General features: G+C 36.0%; 16 protein-coding genes and 1 pseudogene. 2 read left to right on the top strand and 15 right to left on the bottom strand.

Annotated features, from left to right (window positions below; all coding sequences use genetic code 11):
* Positions 1-75: 75 nt before the first annotated feature.
* Both treC and treP read right to left on the bottom strand, forming a co-directional pair.
* On the bottom strand, positions 76-1,701 hold the full coding sequence (treC, locus tag ACVRZD_RS09630) for an alpha,alpha-phosphotrehalase (protein WP_037627096.1): 1,626 nt from the start codon (positions 1,699-1,701) through the stop codon (positions 76-78).
* Positions 1,702-1,769: 68 nt separating this feature from the next.
* Positions 1,770-3,728, bottom strand: a complete 1,959-nt coding sequence (gene treP / locus ACVRZD_RS09635; protein WP_037627093.1) for a PTS system trehalose-specific EIIBC component — start codon at positions 3,726-3,728, stop codon at positions 1,770-1,772.
* A gap of 220 nt (positions 3,729-3,948) precedes the next feature.
* Here treP and treR point away from each other — a divergent pair, with 220 nt between their 5' ends.
* Positions 3,949-4,662, top strand: a complete 714-nt coding sequence (gene treR / locus ACVRZD_RS09640) for a trehalose operon repressor (protein WP_037627092.1) — start codon at positions 3,949-3,951, stop codon at positions 4,660-4,662.
* Between the two features lie 23 nt (positions 4,663-4,685).
* Here the strand turns inward: treR and ACVRZD_RS09645 are convergent.
* Positions 4,686-4,908, bottom strand: a pseudogene (locus tag ACVRZD_RS09645) (winged helix-turn-helix transcriptional regulator).
* A gap of 106 nt (positions 4,909-5,014) precedes the next feature.
* Here ACVRZD_RS09645 and yaaA point away from each other — a divergent pair.
* Positions 5,015-5,746, top strand: coding sequence for a peroxide stress protein YaaA (gene yaaA, locus ACVRZD_RS09650; protein WP_037627110.1), 732 nt, complete (start codon positions 5,015-5,017; stop codon positions 5,744-5,746).
* Between the two features lie 105 nt (positions 5,747-5,851).
* On the opposite strand, the gene nrdG is transcribed toward yaaA, so the two are convergent.
* From nrdG to ACVRZD_RS09710, 12 genes are all read right to left on the bottom strand, one after another.
* Positions 5,852-6,466: an anaerobic ribonucleoside-triphosphate reductase activating protein gene (gene nrdG, locus ACVRZD_RS09655; RefSeq protein ID WP_037627090.1), complete on the bottom strand. Its 615-nt coding sequence runs from the start codon at positions 6,464-6,466 to the stop codon at positions 5,852-5,854.
* Between the two features lie 7 nt (positions 6,467-6,473).
* Positions 6,474-6,974 carry a GNAT family N-acetyltransferase gene (locus tag ACVRZD_RS09660; protein WP_037627108.1) on the bottom strand — a complete coding sequence of 167 codons (501 nt, stop codon included), beginning with the start codon at positions 6,972-6,974 and terminating at the stop codon, positions 6,474-6,476.
* Positions 6,975-6,984: 10 nt separating this feature from the next.
* Positions 6,985-7,917, bottom strand: coding sequence for a Gfo/Idh/MocA family protein (locus tag ACVRZD_RS09665; RefSeq protein WP_037627088.1), 933 nt, complete (start codon positions 7,915-7,917; stop codon positions 6,985-6,987).
* Between the two features lie 23 nt (positions 7,918-7,940).
* The gene (locus tag ACVRZD_RS09670; RefSeq protein ID WP_198777492.1) at positions 7,941-8,090 is read right to left on the bottom strand and encodes a hypothetical protein; all 150 of its coding nucleotides are present in this window, start codon (positions 8,088-8,090) and stop codon (positions 7,941-7,943) included.
* Positions 8,091-8,182: 92 nt separating this feature from the next.
* Positions 8,183-10,372, bottom strand: coding sequence for an anaerobic ribonucleoside-triphosphate reductase (gene nrdD, locus ACVRZD_RS09675; protein WP_155274960.1), 2,190 nt, complete (start codon positions 10,370-10,372; stop codon positions 8,183-8,185).
* A 98-nt stretch (positions 10,373-10,470) separates the two neighbouring features.
* On the bottom strand, positions 10,471-12,030 hold the full coding sequence (locus ACVRZD_RS09680; RefSeq protein WP_037627084.1) for a glycosyltransferase family protein: 1,560 nt from the start codon (positions 12,028-12,030) through the stop codon (positions 10,471-10,473).
* Positions 12,031-12,169: 139 nt separating this feature from the next.
* Positions 12,170-12,475, bottom strand: coding sequence for a DUF1292 domain-containing protein (locus ACVRZD_RS09685; protein ID WP_037627082.1), 306 nt, complete (start codon positions 12,473-12,475; stop codon positions 12,170-12,172).
* A 10-nt stretch (positions 12,476-12,485) separates the two neighbouring features.
* Complete coding sequence (gene ruvX, locus ACVRZD_RS09690; protein WP_037627080.1) at positions 12,486-12,905, bottom strand: Holliday junction resolvase RuvX; 420 nt, start codon at positions 12,903-12,905, stop codon at positions 12,486-12,488.
* Positions 12,902-13,171, bottom strand: coding sequence for an IreB family regulatory phosphoprotein (locus tag ACVRZD_RS09695; RefSeq protein WP_003104158.1), 270 nt, complete (start codon positions 13,169-13,171; stop codon positions 12,902-12,904). Before ACVRZD_RS09695 ends, ruvX begins: the two co-directional genes overlap by 4 nt.
* A 112-nt stretch (positions 13,172-13,283) precedes the next feature.
* Positions 13,284-13,682: a transcriptional regulator Spx gene (gene spx, locus ACVRZD_RS09700; RefSeq protein ID WP_037627078.1), complete on the bottom strand. Its 399-nt coding sequence runs from the start codon at positions 13,680-13,682 to the stop codon at positions 13,284-13,286.
* Between the two features lie 375 nt (positions 13,683-14,057).
* A complete protein-coding gene (gene recA, locus ACVRZD_RS09705; RefSeq protein WP_037627076.1) occupies positions 14,058-15,194 on the bottom strand; it encodes a recombinase RecA in 1,137 nt (378 codons plus the stop codon).
* Between the two features lie 78 nt (positions 15,195-15,272).
* Positions 15,273-16,544: a competence/damage-inducible protein A gene (locus tag ACVRZD_RS09710; RefSeq protein WP_037627074.1), complete on the bottom strand. Its 1,272-nt coding sequence runs from the start codon at positions 16,542-16,544 to the stop codon at positions 15,273-15,275.
* Between the last annotated feature and the right edge of the window lie 206 nt (positions 16,545-16,750).

The raw sequence follows: 16,750 nt of genomic DNA on the forward strand, positions 1-16,750 counted from the left end.
ATGGAACTGAAAAAACCTCCTTGACTAGGTTATTTAAACCAAATCAGGAGGCTTTTATTTCAAGTCGATAATTATTTATTTAGAAAGGATAGCAACGGTTTGATAAGCTTCTAACGTTAGAGTTGTCCCAACAGAATCAATAGCATAATTACTAATTAACACCTGACCATTTTGATAAGCAATAGGCAGCTCAACCTGTGCTTGATCAGCGTAGAAATTGTTTAAAACTAACAATTTCTGACCATCCAGTTCACGCTCAAATGCATAGATACGTTCACTATCTTTAAACGCAGCTTTGTAATCCCCTTCAGAGATTAAAGGTATTTCTTTACGTAATTGAATTAATTTTTGATAGAATGGGAAGATTTTGCCATTCTTTTCAGTTTCAACATTAATCTCTTTGTAAGTTTTACCTGCTTTAAGCCATGGTGTTCCAGTCGTAAATCCGGCATTTGCACTGGTATCCCATTGCATTGGTGTCCGTGAATTATCACGCGATTTTGCTTTGATAATAGCGAAGGCTTCTTCTTCAGATTTGCTTTGCTCTAAGAGCATTTGGTAAGCATTTAAACTCTCAATATCAACATAATCTGACATCTTATCATAGTCAGGGTCAAGCATTCCAATTTCTTCCCCCATATAAATATATGGTGTCCCACGTGATAGATGAATTGAGGCTGCTAACATGGTCGCACCTTCTTCACGGAAGTTTTTAACATCCACAAAACGATTGAGGGCACGAGGTTGATCATGGTTATTATAAAACAAAGCATTCCAACCATTACCAGCACTCATTCCTTCCCCCCATGTATGGAAAAGATCACGGAGTGCAACAAAATCAAAATCCATCACTGTCCATTTTTTGCCATCTTTGTAGTCAACTTTTAAATGGTGAAAATTAAATGCCATTGATAATTCGTCACGTTCAGGAGCTGTATAGAGAATACAATTGTCAATAGTCGTTGCAGACATTTCACCAACTGTCATAAAGGAGTCATCTCTACCAAAACTGGCATTATTCATCATTTTAAGGTAATCATGCGTAATTGGTTTATCAGTATAAGCAGGCTTACCATCATTAATCGCACAATCTTCTAAGACTTCATCTTTACCAATCAAGTTAATAACATCAAAACGGAATCCCTTGACACCTTTATCTCGCCAGAAATTAACAACCTTAAATAGTTCGTCACGTACATTTGGATTTCGCCAATTTAAATCAGCTTGCGTGACATCAAATAAATGGAGGTAATATTTCCCTGTATCCCCAAATGGTGCCCAGGCATTCCCACCAAATTTTGATAACCAATCAGTTGGCTGATCTCTCAAAATGAAGAAGTCTTGGTAGTATTTATCTCCTGCTAAAGCTTTTTGGAACCATTCATGTTCAGTAGAACAATGATTCAGTACCATATCTAACATGAAATCAATCTTATTTTCTTGACCAACTCGAATCATCTCTTCAAAATCAGCCATGGTCCCAAAATCAGGATTGACTGCCATATAATCTGCGACATCATAGCCATTATCACGTTGTGGACTTGGATAAAATGGATTTAACCAAACCATATCAATCCCTAATTCTTTTAAATAAGGTATTTTTTCAATAATACCTCGGAGATCACCTACGCCACTGCCATCTGTATCTTTATATGATTTTGGATAAATTTGATAGACAACTTTTCTTTTGTCAATAATCATATCTTGTCCTTCCTAAAATGGAGACAGGAACTGCTTCCAGTTCCTGTACTCTCTATTGTGCTTCCTTATTATTTTTTTACAACTGTCATCAAGGCTTCTTGACGCGCAATATCAGATGGCAATGATGCCACTACAGTCATATCAAACGCATCTTGATTTGTGATAACAACTGGAGTTTCAGTTGGGTAACCAGCAGCTTTAATGGCTTCCATATCAAATGAAATCAACTTGTCACCAACTTTTACGGTATCACCCTGTTTAACATGTGCTGTAAAACCTTTACCCTCTAAGTTAACGGTATCCATACCTATATGCATTAGGATTTCAACACCATCAGTTGATACTAATCCGATAGCATGTCTGGTTGGGAATAAAACTGAAACTTGTCCATCAATTGGAGAAACTAATTCCCCATCAGTCGGTTGGATAAGGACCCCTTGCCCCATTACAGCTTGAGCAAATACTGGGTCTATTGCTTCACTTAAAGGTTTTACGTAACCAGTAAGTGGACTAACCATTTCAATTTTTGTACCAGCTACTAGGTCAGTAACCACTGCAGCATCTGCTAGACGATCAGCAATTGCTTCATCTTCAGCTTTAGTCATAATATTTGATTTACGGAAGAAGAATGTCAGAAACATTGGGACCGCAATAGCAACTGTCATACAGATAAAGAACGGAATCATGTATTTAGCATTGATTGACATAAATCCTGGAAGTCCACCAACACCAATAGCATTGGCTTGGACATTCATTGTAGTAGCAAGTAAACCTGCCGTCCCTGAACCAATCATTCCAGCTACAAATGGATAAACATATTTCAAGTTAACCCCAAACAATGCAGGCTCAGTTACACCAAGGTAAGCTGAGATTGTTGCCGCTACAGAAACTTCAGCTTCGCGTTCATTGTGACGATTCATTAGGTAGTATGCAAATACGGCTGAACCTTGAGCAATATTTGAAAGAGCAATCATTGGCCACAAACCTGTTGTATGAGTTGCAGTATCGGCAATCAACTGCGTATCAATTGCATTGGTCATATGGTGAAGACCAGTGATAACAAGTGGTGCATATAAAGCACCAAAGATAGCACCAAACAACCATTTAACTGGGCCAGTTAAACCAGCAAGTACAACAAATGAGATACCTTTACCAATTGTCCAACCAATAGGACCTAAAACAGTATGAGCTAAGATTAAGGCAGGTACTAATGATAAGAAAGGCACAAAAATCATTGAGATAACTTCTGGAATACGTTTACGCCAGAAAATTTCAAGATAAGATAATGTTAGACCGGCAAGTAAAGCTGGGATAACCTGTGCCTGATACCCAATACGATTAATCGTAAATGAACCAAAATCCCAAACCCAGTTTTTAGCAATTTCTGAAGCTGGTGTGCTAGCCACAGCATAGGCATTCAATAATTGTGGAGAAACTAAACAGATACCAAGTACGATACCTAAAATTTGCGTTGTCCCCATTTTACGAGTAACAGACCAAGTAATACCTACTGGCAAGAAGTGGAAAATTGCTTCACCTGGTAGCCATAAGAAATGGTTTACCCCTGCCCAGAAAGTAGAAACTTCAACAATTTTTTTACCATCTAGGAAACCAAATGGCACACCTTCTAAAATGTTACGGAATCCTAAAATAAGACCCCCAACGATAATTGCTGGAATAATTGGTGTGAAAATTTCAGCCAGCATCGTCATAACACGTTGAACTGGGTTTTGATTACTCTTAGCTGCTGATTTAGCTGCTTCTTTAGAAACGCCTTCTACACCTGAAACAGCTGTAAAGTCATTATAAAAGATTGGCACATCATTACCAATGATAACTTGGAATTGTCCCGCATTTGTGAACGTTCCTTTTACAGCAGAAATTTTTTCAATTTCTTTGACATTAGCTTTGCTATTGTCATTCAGAACAAAACGCATACGAGTTGCGCAGTGTGTTACAGCTTTGATGTTTTCTTTACCACCAATGGCGGTAAGAAGGCTCTTAGCGTCATTTTCAAATTTTCCCATTTGATTTCCCCTAATTTTCCATTATTAAAACCAACTAAATAAAAAGTCATTTTTAATGAATAAGTGATGCGACATACTAATATTAAAATTAGTTTACACTTTAATTGTAATCGATTCCAAATTTGTAGGCAAGTTGTTTGTTTAATTTAGGCTAAAATTCTGATAAAATAGATAGAGTTGTAGGGAAAAAAAAATACAAGTGAGAAAAATAATAACGATTATGAAAAAATATGAACGAATTTTTAAAGATTTAGAAGATAAAATCGCAAAAGAAATTTATGCCATTGATGATTTTTTACCAACAGAAATTGAGCTTTGTAAAGAATATGATGCCAGTCGTGATACGGTTAGAAAAGCACTGAGCCTTCTTCTGAAAGCTGGACTTGTTAAGAAACAGCAAGGGCGAGGCACGCAGGTCATCAAACACCATCAAATATTATTTCCTATCTCAGAATTAACCAGTTACCACGAACTAGTTTCTTATTTTAATATGGATTCAAAAACGAATGTCATTGCCATAGATAAATTAATTGTAGATGATCATGTCGCAAAATTAACAGGCTTTAGCATTAACTCGATCATTTGGCGAATAACCCGACAACGAGTTGTAGATGGCGTTGCTTCTGTATTAGATATTGATTATCTTAACAAAGAGATTGTTCCTGTCATGACAAGAGAAATTGCTGAAGTATCTCTTTATGCATACCTAGAGAAAAAACTACACCTTCCCATTGACTTTGCATTAAAAGAAGTCACCATTGACCAAATTAATGACCGAGACAAGATTCTATTGGACTTGGGATCTGATAAACATGTCGTATCTGTCAAATCAAAAGTATACTTATCTAATAACGAACAATTTCAATTTACTGAAAGCAGACATAAGCTTGAAAAATTCAAGTTTGTCGACTTTGCAAGACGAAATCCAAAATAAAAGAGGTACCGCGGCACCTCTTTTTAGTTTGTCATATATTTTTCCTGATAGTCCTTGCCCCAAGCAAGCATTGAATTAATAACGGGTTCAAGACTAAGCTCAGTTTCAGTTAAGGAATATTCCACCCTTGGTGGGACTTCTGCAAACACTTGACGATGTACTAAACCATGGGCTTCCATATCACGAAGTTGACTCGTCAAAACTTTCTGACTAACTAATCGATTTTTTTAATTCTCCAAAACGCATGGTCCCATTTAACAAATCTCTGAGAATAAGAACGTATGTTACTTTAATCAACTAATCAAGACGTCCACCCTTGACAGGTGGGCTTTTACTTTACTACAATGAAACTATGTTAAAATTCCTGATTCCAACGGCCAAGGAAATGAAAGTGCCAACAGAAAGTTTTCCACCACTTATCCCCAAGCTTAGTCAACCCATCGTTGAAAAGATGGCAGAGCTATCTGTGGAACAATTAGCAGCTGCTTACAAAATGAATCCTGAAGCTGCGCTAAAAGAATTAATAAGGATTAGGGAAATCCACCAAAATCAAGCACCTACTTATCCTGCTTACAAACTCTTCAATGGCTTAATGTACCGTTTCATCAAACGAGACAACTTAAGCCCACGAGAAAAAGATTACCTCATTAACCACACCTATATCACATCTTCATTATATGGGGTTATCCCCATGGATTTCCCAATTGCAGAGCATCGTCTAGACTTTCTAACGAAAATAAAAATTGGTAGTCAAAGCCTAAAAGCTTACTGGCGACCACATTACGACCAATTGTTATCAACCGAGAATGTTTATATCTCTTTACTGTCTAGTGAGTTTGAAGAGGTGTTCTCCACAGATAGACGAAAATTGTGGATAAGTATCAGTTTTTTGGAAGAAAAAAATGGTAGCCAAAAGAGTCATTCTACCATTTCCAAGAAAGCTCGTGGTGCATTTTTAACAGCAGCAATGGAAGCAAATTGCCAAAAGACAAGAGACCTTAAATCCCTTGAATTCAATGATTTCAGCTATTGTGACAGTCAATCAACTAGTAAAAATTATGTCTATATCAAAAAAGAGGCCTAGGCCTCTTTTTGCTTATTCACTGTTTTAATTACTTATACACAAGCTGTGGATAAATTTGAGGAAAAGTATGATATTCCTCGTCATTTATAGCGATAAGGACTGCTTTTATAGTAAAGAGTCGCGACTAACTTGTTCAAATAACTGATCGCCATCATTTAGTTTATCCCAGATATGAACCTGTCCTTCAGCAAGGGATTTTTTCACATCAATTATCCGTTGATTTGAAGACCCTCTAAATTGTAACATGAGGTTTTTTTTACTAATATCAAATCGACCATCTACCAAGATATCGATCAAAGATAACATCTCCAACTTATCTGCAGTTTCTTCCATCATTTCTTCCCAGGTATAACCTGTCCACGACCAAATATCTTTTTGAGGCAATTCTTTTCGAATCCGTTTAATCAATGGCAGTAAGAAACCCGTATTTAGAAACGGTTCTCCGCCTAGTAACGTCAACCCTTGCACATAAGGTTGTGCTAAATCAGCCATAATCTGTGCTTCCAATTCCTGCGTATAAGGAAAGCCTGCTTTGAAAGACCAAGTCGCAGCATTATAACACCCTTTACAGTGAAACATACAACCTGAAACATACAGAGAATTTCGTACTCCCTCACCATCTACAAAATTAAAGGCTTTATAATCAATCACTCGTCCTTGACTGAGTTCTTCACTTTTCCATTCTTTAGCTTTAGGTGTATTCCAAGTTGTTTCTTTCATTTTAACCTCACTTTTTAGTTATCCAATACCGTTCAACATGATTGCGGGTATCTTCTAATCTACCAAAATTGGCCATTATTACTGCTCGACTAGCAGGATTATTTTCATGACAAGTCACTAGTATTTCTTGAATATTTTTTTGTCTAGCAACCTTGATACCTTCTGTTAACATCTGTTTTGCAATGCCTTTGTTTCTCTGACTAGGTCTTACTGAATAACCAATATGACCACCAACTTCTAAAAGATGGTCTGTTAAACGTAACCTTAAACTGAGAAATCCTAATGCCATTCCATTGTCATCAAAGGCGACAAATTGAATAGATGGAACCCAATTTTCAGGTAATTCTATACCAATTTCATTGTCAAAATTTCGCTTTAACCAATTGTCATAATCAAAAGATTCCTTATCCCAAAAACCACCATCATGGGGCGAATTATTCTCTTCAAATTCAACCATCATCTCCAAAATAGTCTCTTTATCCCCTTTGTCAGGCCTTCTTAATTGCATCATGTTACCTCTATTCTGGTAAGGTTAAATCTAATTGACCAAAAATATCATTAGACTTATTGATTTGGTCACAAATCCAATGACTTAAAAGACTACTCTCAGGTGATATTGGATTATGTTTAGTTGCGATAGCTTCTAAAAATGCTTGAATAATTGTCTCAAAACCACGTTTATAAAGTGTTGTATCCCAAGATGCAAAACCAATCTGTTGACAGTTTGGGCCTGTATAAACTGTTAAGTCATCTAGATTTTCTAAATGGTAAGTTTGCTCCGGTGTTTGCACTTCGATGACTTCTCGGCGACTACCTGATTGTAGATTCATACCAACATGAATGATTTCTTCACTTGTCACTAGATTTACAGTGACTTGACAGAGTTCATTGCCGACTTTTTGAATATGAAAATTACCATTTAACAGCCGTCCTTCTGCTAGAAACAATGCTGTATCTAATGGATGAATAAAGAAATCAAACAGCTTAAAGGTTGTTAAACCTGGTCTATTAACATCATTTTTTTCAACAGTAACTTTACGCTTATTTGACACTATTGACACCTCCTTGACACGAGGTGCAAACCGTCTATTAAAACCTGCCATTAAAAATGTCTGATTGTCTTCAGCTATCTGATATAATTTTTTACTTGTCCAAAAATCTTCTGTCAGGGGCTTATCCATATAAACAGGAATGCCTTTTTCCAAAAAGAGCTTTGCCACTTCAAAGTGTGCCATTGTAGCAACATGAATAAAAACACCATCTAATTTAACTTGTGATAGGTCATTGACATCATTGTAAACTGAAACTTGCCCCAATAAATTAGCAACCTCTTGTCTAACCTCTTGATTACGTGTTGACAGATGCCAATGGATGTCTGGCAATTGACGCATATAGGGCAAATATGCTTTCTGCGAAATACCACCTAAGCCTACAATTCCTATTTCCAACATAATAAACCAGCTTTCTCAGTGTCTTATTTTTTTGCTGCTTCTCTTGCCTTCTCTAAAAATCGAGCTCTCAAATCTTTCCCGGCCAATTTTTTTGAAACTTTCTTAGTTGAATGTTTCTCGTGAAACCTTTCAACTTGTTGCATACCTTTATAATCTAATTGATATTTTCCCATTGTTATTTTCCTTTTCTTGATAAATAAAAGATTGCTTGCTATAAGCAACCTTTATATCATAACATAATTTATATTATTTCCTATTAAAATACTTAAATTCCAGGATATTTTATTGTGGAACCGTTCATATGTTTCACACGTGAGGAAATCTCTTTGTGACGTCCATTAACCATCGGACGAGCTTGAGGATTTCCTAAGTAACCACAGGTTCTTTTGACAACATCAACTGTCTTTGGATCATTATTGCCACAATTTGGACAAGTAAATCCTCGCTCAGTAGCTTCAAAATCTCCTTCAAATTGACAATTGTAACACTTATCAATTGGCGTGTTCGTTCCAAGATAACCTACACGATCATAAGCATAATCCCAAACAGCTTCTAGAGCTTTGGGATTCTGCTGTAAAACGGGGTATTCACAATAGTGAATGAAACCACCCGATGCCCCTGATTCAGGGTAAATTTTTTCGAAATCTAATTTTTCAAAAGGAGTTGGATTTTTACGGACATCGTAATGGAATGAATTAGTGTAATATTCTTTATCCGTAATATTTTCCACAGTACCAAACTTCTCAGCATCTAAACGGCAAAAGCGATCTGTCAAACTTTCTGAGGGAGTCGAATAAACTGAGAAATGGTAACCATATTCATCTGACCATGACGCACAAGCATCTTTCATAGCCTTAATAATAGCTACTGTAAAGTCTTTAGCCTCTTGATTATTTTCCCACTCCCCACCATAAAAGACGGTAGCTACTTCATATAGGCCAATATAACCTAAAGAAATTGTAGCACGTCGATTCTTAAATAGCTCATCAACATTGCCATTTTTTTCAAGGCGTTTACCAAAGGCCCCATATTGGTATAAGATTGGAGCATTTGCAGGTGTAGCCTCCTTAACCCGATCAACACGGTAGACCAATGCATCCTTTCCAATTGATAGGCGATCATTGAACAATTCCCAGAACTTATCCATATCACCATTTGACTCCATGGCAATACGTGGTAAATTCAACGTTACAACGCCTAAATTCATCCGACCAGAATTAACTTCTACTCCATTTTCATCTTTCCATCCCTGTAAGAAAGAACGACATCCCATAGGAGCTTTAAATGAGCCTGTTAAATCGATAATTTTATCATATGATAACATATCAGGATACATTCGTTTTGTTGCACATTCAAGTGCTAATTGCTTAATATCATAGTTTGGTGACTCTTCTTCTAAATTAAGTCCTCTTTTAACCGTGAAAATTAATTTAGGAAAAATTGCCGTGCGATGTTCACTTCCCAATCCTTTGATTCGAATTTCCAAAATAGCTTTTTGAATCTCACGTTCAAACCATGACGTCCCTAAACCAAAACCAAGCGAAGTAAATGGCGTTTGACCATTTGACGTAAACAAGGTATTGATTTCATATTCAAGCGACTGCATAGCATCATAAATGTCTTTTTGCGTTTTTTCATAAGCATATTCTTCACGCTTCTCTTCCACAACCCATTTTTCAGCATCAGCCATATGTTTCTTATAATTTAATTCCGCATATGGGGCTAAAAACTCATCGATACGATCAGCAGTACAGCCACCGTACTGACTAGAAGCTACGTTGGCAATGATTTGGGAAATCTGAGCTGTCGCTGTCTGAATCGATTTAGGACTTTCCACCTCAGCGTTACCAATTTTGAATCCATTTGCTAACATGCCTTTAAAATCAATTAAGCAACAATTAGTCATTGGTGTGTAGGGACTGTAGTCTAAATCATGATAATGAATATCACCTTTTTGGTGAGCATTTGCTACATGAGGAGGTAACATTTTCAAGCCAATTGATTTCCCAACAATTCCTGCTGTCAAATCCCGTTGTGTATTAAAGACATCACTGTCTTTATTGGCATTCTCATTAACTACTGTTCGGTCTTTATTAAGTAGCTGATCAATTGTAAAATTAATATCAGTAGCCTGTGACCGTGCAAAATCACGCTTTGTACGGTAATTAATATACTCCTTAGCAATAGCATATTCATTAGCAACCAACAATTCATGCTCTACAATATTTTGAATTTCATAAATTTTAATATTATTTGGAAAACGGTCGTGAATTTCAGCAATAACCCGTTCAGATATAGCCTCTAATTTAGCTTCAAGTAATGGCGACATTTTTGTCACTTCAACACTCGCTTTTAAAAGGGCGCTATAGATTTTAGTGGTATCAAAATTAACAAGACGGCCATCACGTTTAATAACTTTTATATCAGGTTGTACCAAAACTTTTTCTTGAGTCATTTCCATTTCTCCTTACTTGAACTATTATATCACCCAAATAAAAAAAATCAATATCTTGTGTTATGATTTTTTGTCAAACACAAGATATTGTTGTATCGCTATTTCTTTTTGTAGATGGCAAAGCTTGTCAGATCAAACCTTTCATCAATTTTCATGTTTTTCTTGAGAATTATTTTTATTTTTTCAGGAAGCTTTTTCTGTTTATTTAGGATGAAAAAGGTTGCCTTATTCTGTAATAATTCATCGTATAACATTTTTTGATGAGTCGAATTAGCCATATTTACTTCAGGTGAAGCAAAATGAGAGGCTGATTTTGCTGCTGCATCCAAATAAATCGTTGACAATGAATCCCAGACATAAATACTTTGCCCAGACTGTAACTGCCCTTTTAAGGATTGAGCGACAGTATGACGGTCTTTATTTAAACGTAATTCCTTACTGAAGGTCATTACATTAAAAACAAGTAGCGCTAGTACAAGTAAAATAGGTAAATAATTGACTTTAGATAGGAAAAAACCAAGGACTGGTCTATTGCCTTTTTTGCCTCTACTCCTACGATGACTTCCTTGTTTTTCTAATAGTTGTAGCTGGTTAGCAATCGGCACCGCCGTAAGAATTAATCCAAATGGTAATAGGAATAATTGATGGTAGCTATAAATATCTCTAGCAAGCACAGCCATGATCAAATAAATCAAGAAAGAACTAAAAACAACCCATTTTATCATGCTATTTGGGTCACTTTTTCCCTTCTTAAGAAAGTAAAGCGGACCAATTACTAAACCTGATGTTAAGAGAATCATTAGTTGAACAACTATCCCAATGATTAAAGGGTAGTTACCTAAACTTAGATTAGTCAATTGGTAAACCAAAGCTTGTGAAAAGTAGGGACCTAATATTTGAAGATTCAGTACGAAATAACCCGCTATATAAAAGATAATGAGCATCCCAAATACTGCAGCTAACAGTTGATAAAAGCCTCTAGCTAAGTGCTTATTGCTATAATTATAAACTATCACAGCAAAACTAGAAACTACCCAATAAACAAGTGTTTTGGGTTCAAATAGCATGGCCACAGCACCAGCAATTCCTAAAAAAATAAAGGCTTCATCTTTAACAAGTCCCGCAAAGTATTTTGTGAAACACCATAAAGATATCAACAACAAAGGCATAGCAAACTGAATAGGATAGAGGCCTCCGAACCCTAAAATGATGTTTAGCACAAAAAACAATAGAGTAAAGGTCGCTGAAATTTTTTGATTACTAGAAAAATAATTGACAAGTTTATAAAAATAGATACCAGCAAAATAAAAACTCACTAGCTGAATCAAAATAAGCCAGATTGTAGATCCTAAATGGTAACTTAATGCTATCAGAACAAAATAAAGCATCCCACCAGTCGTAAAAACATCACTATAGGGAATCTGTCCCCTGGTTAGCATCATTCCAATATAAAGATTTTGTGACTGCAAACTGTTCGCAAAATCTGAAAAGAAAGGCATTGCTACGCTAAAAAAAGCTGCAAGTAAACTATAGAAAAAAATATGAAACTTGTGTAGACTTGGTACCTTAGTCTCATACTTACTAGTATGTAGCGTGGACCCATCATAGGCTGAATTACTTACTGATTCATTGATATTATCTGTTTTTAATTGACTCACACAATCTTCTCCTTGAAATGTCATACCAACAGTATAACAGAATCTAACTTAGAGTTAAATAAGCAATTTCTTTTTAGCTTACAAAGTTGCTAAATTTTTTATAGCAAAAAAAGAATAGCTATTAGCTACTCTTCCCATTTTATTCTTCGTCTAAAAAGCTATTGAAAACTTCTTCGATCATATCCCATTCAGCATCTGAATCTTCAGGGATTGGTTGCAAATCACCTTCTGTACCATCTTCATTTTCAATAAATGAGTAAGCTTGGATTTCGATTTCACCAGCCTCATCCTCTTCAGATCCAGCTGGAACTAATAAGACATAATTTTTACCAAATTCTTCACGTCCATCAATTGTCAATAATACTTCAAATAATGATTCATTTCCTTGTTCATCAACCAAAGTAATTACTTCATGTTCGTGATCATGTTCATGATTGTGTGCCATTTTTTTCTCCTTAATAGGTTCTATCTAAATAATTTTGTAAAATCAGCTGTGCGGCTAACTTATCAATGACTTTTTTTCGTTTGCCACGACTAATATCTGCCTGCTCAATTAACATACGCTCAGCTTGAACTGTAGTCAAACGCTCATCTTGGTATTCAACAGGAAGATTAAACTGTTCTTGAATCATATTACCATATGCCCGACTTGCTTCAACGCGAGGACCACTTGAATTATTCATGTTTTTGGGTAAGCCAACAACAAATTTATCAACCTTATACTGATTTACCAATTCCTCCAGTCTGACTAATCCAAACTCTTTTTTGTCTTCATCAATTTTTATAATTTCGAGTCCTTGAGCAGTGAAACCAAGCGGGTCACTAATCGCAACACCAACTGTCTTTGACCCGACATCCAGTCCCATTATTCTCATTTAAAGTCTATTCCGTTTCCTTGCAAATAATAGCGTACAAGTTCTTCTACAATCTCATCACGTTCATACTTACGGATTTGATTTCTAGCATCATTGTAACGAGGAACATAAGCTGGGTCGCCACTCAATACATAACCTACGATTTGATTGATTGGGTTATAACCCTTTTCCTCAAGGGAATGATAAACAGCAGTGAGGGTTTCACTAATTTCCTTCTTATCGCCATCATCTAATTTAAATCGGACTGTTTCATCTGTAAATCCCATACTTACACCTTCTTTCTAACTTTAGTGCTATGCTTTATTATAGCATAATTTAGAAAGTTTTAACAAGGATACTAATTAAGACACAATAAAAAGCCCAAATATTTTGAGCTTTTTATAAGGCCGCGCGCAAACGGGCTTCAGTATTTTCAATATTACGGATTGAACGAGGGAGGAAGGCTCTAATATCATCTTCTTTATAGCCTACTTGTAGACGTTTGTCATCGATTAAAATCGGACTTTTTAGGATTCGAGGGTTGTCTTGGATCAAATCAATTACTTCACTAACACTTAGTTCCTCAATATTACAGTTCAATGCTTTAGCATAACGATTTTTTGATGACACAATGCTCTCAACACCATTTTCTGTTTTAGATAAAATGGCAATAATTTCTTCTTTTGATAGTGGTTCTTTACCTAAATTCTGTTCTTTATAAGGGAGCTTGTGACCATTTAACCATGTTTTGGCCTTTTTACAGCTCGTACAACTTGAAATCGTATATATTTTAATCATGTTGCTGTCTCACTTTCTATTTCGTGATATGTATACATTGTAGCACAGAACTTTTTACCGAACATAGGTCTCCGGACCTATTTTTCCAATTTTTTTAAATAGCTACACAATTTTTTTGCATATTGAATAGCTTGAAAAGACTATTCTATCAATGTTTTCAAGACATCCTTAAACTGACCACTTTTTTTAAAAATAATATTGTTTTTTAATCCACAGAGTAACTCTCCACCTCTTAGCCCCTATTATAGATTTAAATAATCCTAAAAAGCCAAAATTCGATTTTCAATTGCTCGACTTGGAAAAATAGCCCACTGGGCTCAAAACTCGCTCTTTAGTTTCTTGGCTCGTGAAAAAATAGCCCACTGGGCTATTTTTTTAATCTTCAATTTCAATGCCGTTATCTAAGTCTAAGACTAGGTCATCTGTTTCTACTTCTTTTTTTTCTGGAACTTGATCTAATTGATCATCTTCAATTAAGCCAACTTGTACACGTACTTTATGGTCAATTTCCTCAAAAATTTCTGGGTGATCAGCCAAGAATTTCTTAGCATTCTCTGAACCCTGACCAATTTTTTCACCATTATATGAGAACCATGCGCCTGCTTTTTGAATAACATCTAAATCTGAGGCAATTTTAATAAGCTCTCCTGTACGTGAGATTCCCTCACCATACATGATTTCAACTTCTGCCACTTTAAATGGAGGAGCAATTTTATTTTTAACAACCTTGATTTTTGTTTCTTTACCGATACTACTATCTTTTTGATCGCCAGTACCTTTAATTTGTGTGTTTCCACGAACATCCAAACGAACAGATGCATAGAATTTCAGTGCACGCCCACCAGGAGTTGTTTCTGGATTACCAAACATTACACCAACTTTTTCACGTAATTGGTTGATAAAAATAGCAATAGTTTTAGTTTTATTAATTGACGCTGACAATTTACGCATTGCCTGACTCATCATACGAGCTTGCAAACCAACGTGACTGTCACCAATGTCTCCATCAATTTCAGCACGAGGAACTAAGGCTGCTACTGAATCGACAACAACCAAATCAACAGCTCCAGAGTCAATTAATTTTCCAGCAATTTCAAGACCTTGTTCACCAGAGTCGGGCTGAGATAAGAGTAATTCATCAATGTTTACACCTAGAGATGCTGCATAAGCAGGATCTAATGCATGCTCAGCATCGATAAATGCAGCAATTCCACCTTCTTTTTGTGCTTGTGCTACTGCATGAAGAGCTACTGTTGTTTTACCAGAAGATTCTGGTCCATAGATTTCAATAATACGACCTTTAGGATAGCCACCTGAACCTAAAGCAATATCAAGGGCAAGACTTCCTGAACTCATAACCTGAACTTTTTGCTCGGCACGTTCACCAAGACGCATAACTGCACCCTTACCAAAGTCTTTCTCAATGTTTTTCAATGCATCATCAAGAGCTTTGCGACGGTCATCACCAAATTTTTTTGTGATTTCTTCTGTTTTTTTTACTTTTTTTGCCAATTCTTTCTCCTCTTTTAGGAATAATTTATATTAAGGGCTACTATTTGACCTATTAGTGATTACTCCAAAGTTACTACATTATAACAAATTTTGGGTATTTAATAAAGTTTTTCGGACTAGGTTAAAAGCGTGTAAGCAAGCGATAGATCTAACATCTGAGCGACTACGGCCACTAATCATAACCTTATATGATTCTACTTTTTCTTTAGTAGAAATACCAATAAAAACTGTTCCTGCTGGGTGCCCTTCTAAGGAATCTGGTCCAGCAACTCCAGTTAAGCTAACACCAATGTCGGCACCAGTTAAAAGTCGTGATTGTTGTGCCATCTCCTTAGCCGTATAGTGACTAACAACACCTTCTAATTGCAATTGTTTGAGGGGGATATCGAGCATTTTTGACTTTTCTTCAATGCTATAGGTAATAAACCCACCATTAAAAATGCTAGATGACCCTGAAAAATCAGCTATTTGGGATTGGAATAGCCCTGCCGTTAAGCTTTCTGCAGCCGTAATTGTCTTATCTATTTTTTTTAACAACTGGAAAGTTTCACACGCTAGACTATTTTCTTCCCCATAACCATATAAAAATTCTCCTAATAAGGGACCATCTAATGTGGAAACTTCTTTAATTTGGTTTTCTAATTGATCTAATTTTTGATTAGCCTGATTCATAGAATCAGCTTTCGTAGATAGACGTAATGTTACCTCACCAGTTTTTGCATATGGTGCAATCGTCGGATCTGATTGGTTTGCTATAAGTTTTGCTAGTACTGTAACCAATTGACTTTCACCGATGCCAAAGAAACGTAATACCCGGGAATACAGTTTTCTTTCAGTGGTTTGTAGGAGTGGTAGAAGCATCTGATTAACCATTGGTTGCAATTCACTTGGTGGACCCGGAAGCAAAACATAAGTCACTTCATTAACTTCAATCAGGCTGCCTACAGCTAATCCTGTAAGGTTTTGAAGAGCAGTTGCTCCCTCAATAATCTGGGCTTGTCTTTCATTATTAACTGTTCTGCTTTTTTCTGGACGACTAGAGAAAAAAGCATCCAATTTAGTTTGTGCATCCTTATCATAAACCAACTGTTTATTTAAATAATTAGCTAAAACTTCCTTAGTCATGTCGTCCTCAGTCGGACCAAGTCCTCCACAAAGTATGACTAAATTACTTCTTTTGCTAGCAATTGCAATTACTGAACTCATTCTATCTGCATTGTCACCAACCGCCGTCTGAAAAAAAACATCAATACCAATTTCTGCCATCTTTTCAGATAAAAATTGAGCATTGCTATTTACAATCTGACCTGTCAGTATCTCAGTACCAACTGCTATCAATTCTGCTTTCATTCTACCACCTACTTACTTATTCGTAATTTGTCACTATTTTATCAAAAAAATCCCTAATTCACGAATAAAATTAAGGATTGGAAAGTTCTAAAATGAAGTTAGCCACTTAAGTGTATAAAAAAACATCTCAAAGAGATATAATTGTAATCTACGACAACCACAATTAGAAGGACTCTGAGATGCAAGACTATTATACACCAAAAGGA

It is taken from the genome of Streptococcus hongkongensis (genome assembly GCF_053206145.1).

Bases quoted from the DNA above. Each gene is read 5' to 3' on its own strand.
- treC (WP_037627096.1), bottom strand. From the start codon at position 1,701: ATGATTATTGACAAAAGAAAAGTTGTCTATCAAATTTATCCAAAATCA.
- treP (WP_037627093.1), bottom strand. From the start codon at position 3,728: ATGGGAAAATTTGAAAATGACGCTAAGAGCCTTCTTACCGCCATTGGT.
- treR (WP_037627092.1), top strand. From the start codon at position 3,949: ATGAAAAAATATGAACGAATTTTTAAAGATTTAGAAGATAAAATCGCA.
- yaaA (WP_037627110.1), top strand. From the start codon at position 5,015: ATGTTAAAATTCCTGATTCCAACGGCCAAGGAAATGAAAGTGCCAACA.
- nrdG (WP_037627090.1), bottom strand. From the start codon at position 6,466: ATGAAAGAAACAACTTGGAATACACCTAAAGCTAAAGAATGGAAAAGT.
- ACVRZD_RS09660 (WP_037627108.1), bottom strand. From the start codon at position 6,974: ATGCAATTAAGAAGGCCTGACAAAGGGGATAAAGAGACTATTTTGGAG.
- ACVRZD_RS09665 (WP_037627088.1), bottom strand. From the start codon at position 7,917: ATGTTGGAAATAGGAATTGTAGGCTTAGGTGGTATTTCGCAGAAAGCA.
- ACVRZD_RS09670 (WP_198777492.1), bottom strand. From the start codon at position 8,090: ATGGGAAAATATCAATTAGATTATAAAGGTATGCAACAAGTTGAAAGG.
- nrdD (WP_155274960.1), bottom strand. From the start codon at position 10,372: ATGACTCAAGAAAAAGTTTTGGTACAACCTGATATAAAAGTTATTAAA.
- ACVRZD_RS09685 (WP_037627082.1), bottom strand. From the start codon at position 12,475: ATGGCACACAATCATGAACATGATCACGAACATGAAGTAATTACTTTG.
- ruvX (WP_037627080.1), bottom strand. From the start codon at position 12,905: ATGAGAATAATGGGACTGGATGTCGGGTCAAAGACAGTTGGTGTTGCG.
- ACVRZD_RS09695 (WP_003104158.1), bottom strand. From the start codon at position 13,171: ATGGGATTTACAGATGAAACAGTCCGATTTAAATTAGATGATGGCGAT.
- spx (WP_037627078.1), bottom strand. From the start codon at position 13,682: ATGATTAAAATATATACGATTTCAAGTTGTACGAGCTGTAAAAAGGCC.
- ACVRZD_RS09710 (WP_037627074.1), bottom strand. From the start codon at position 16,544: ATGAAAGCAGAATTGATAGCAGTTGGTACTGAGATACTGACAGGTCAG.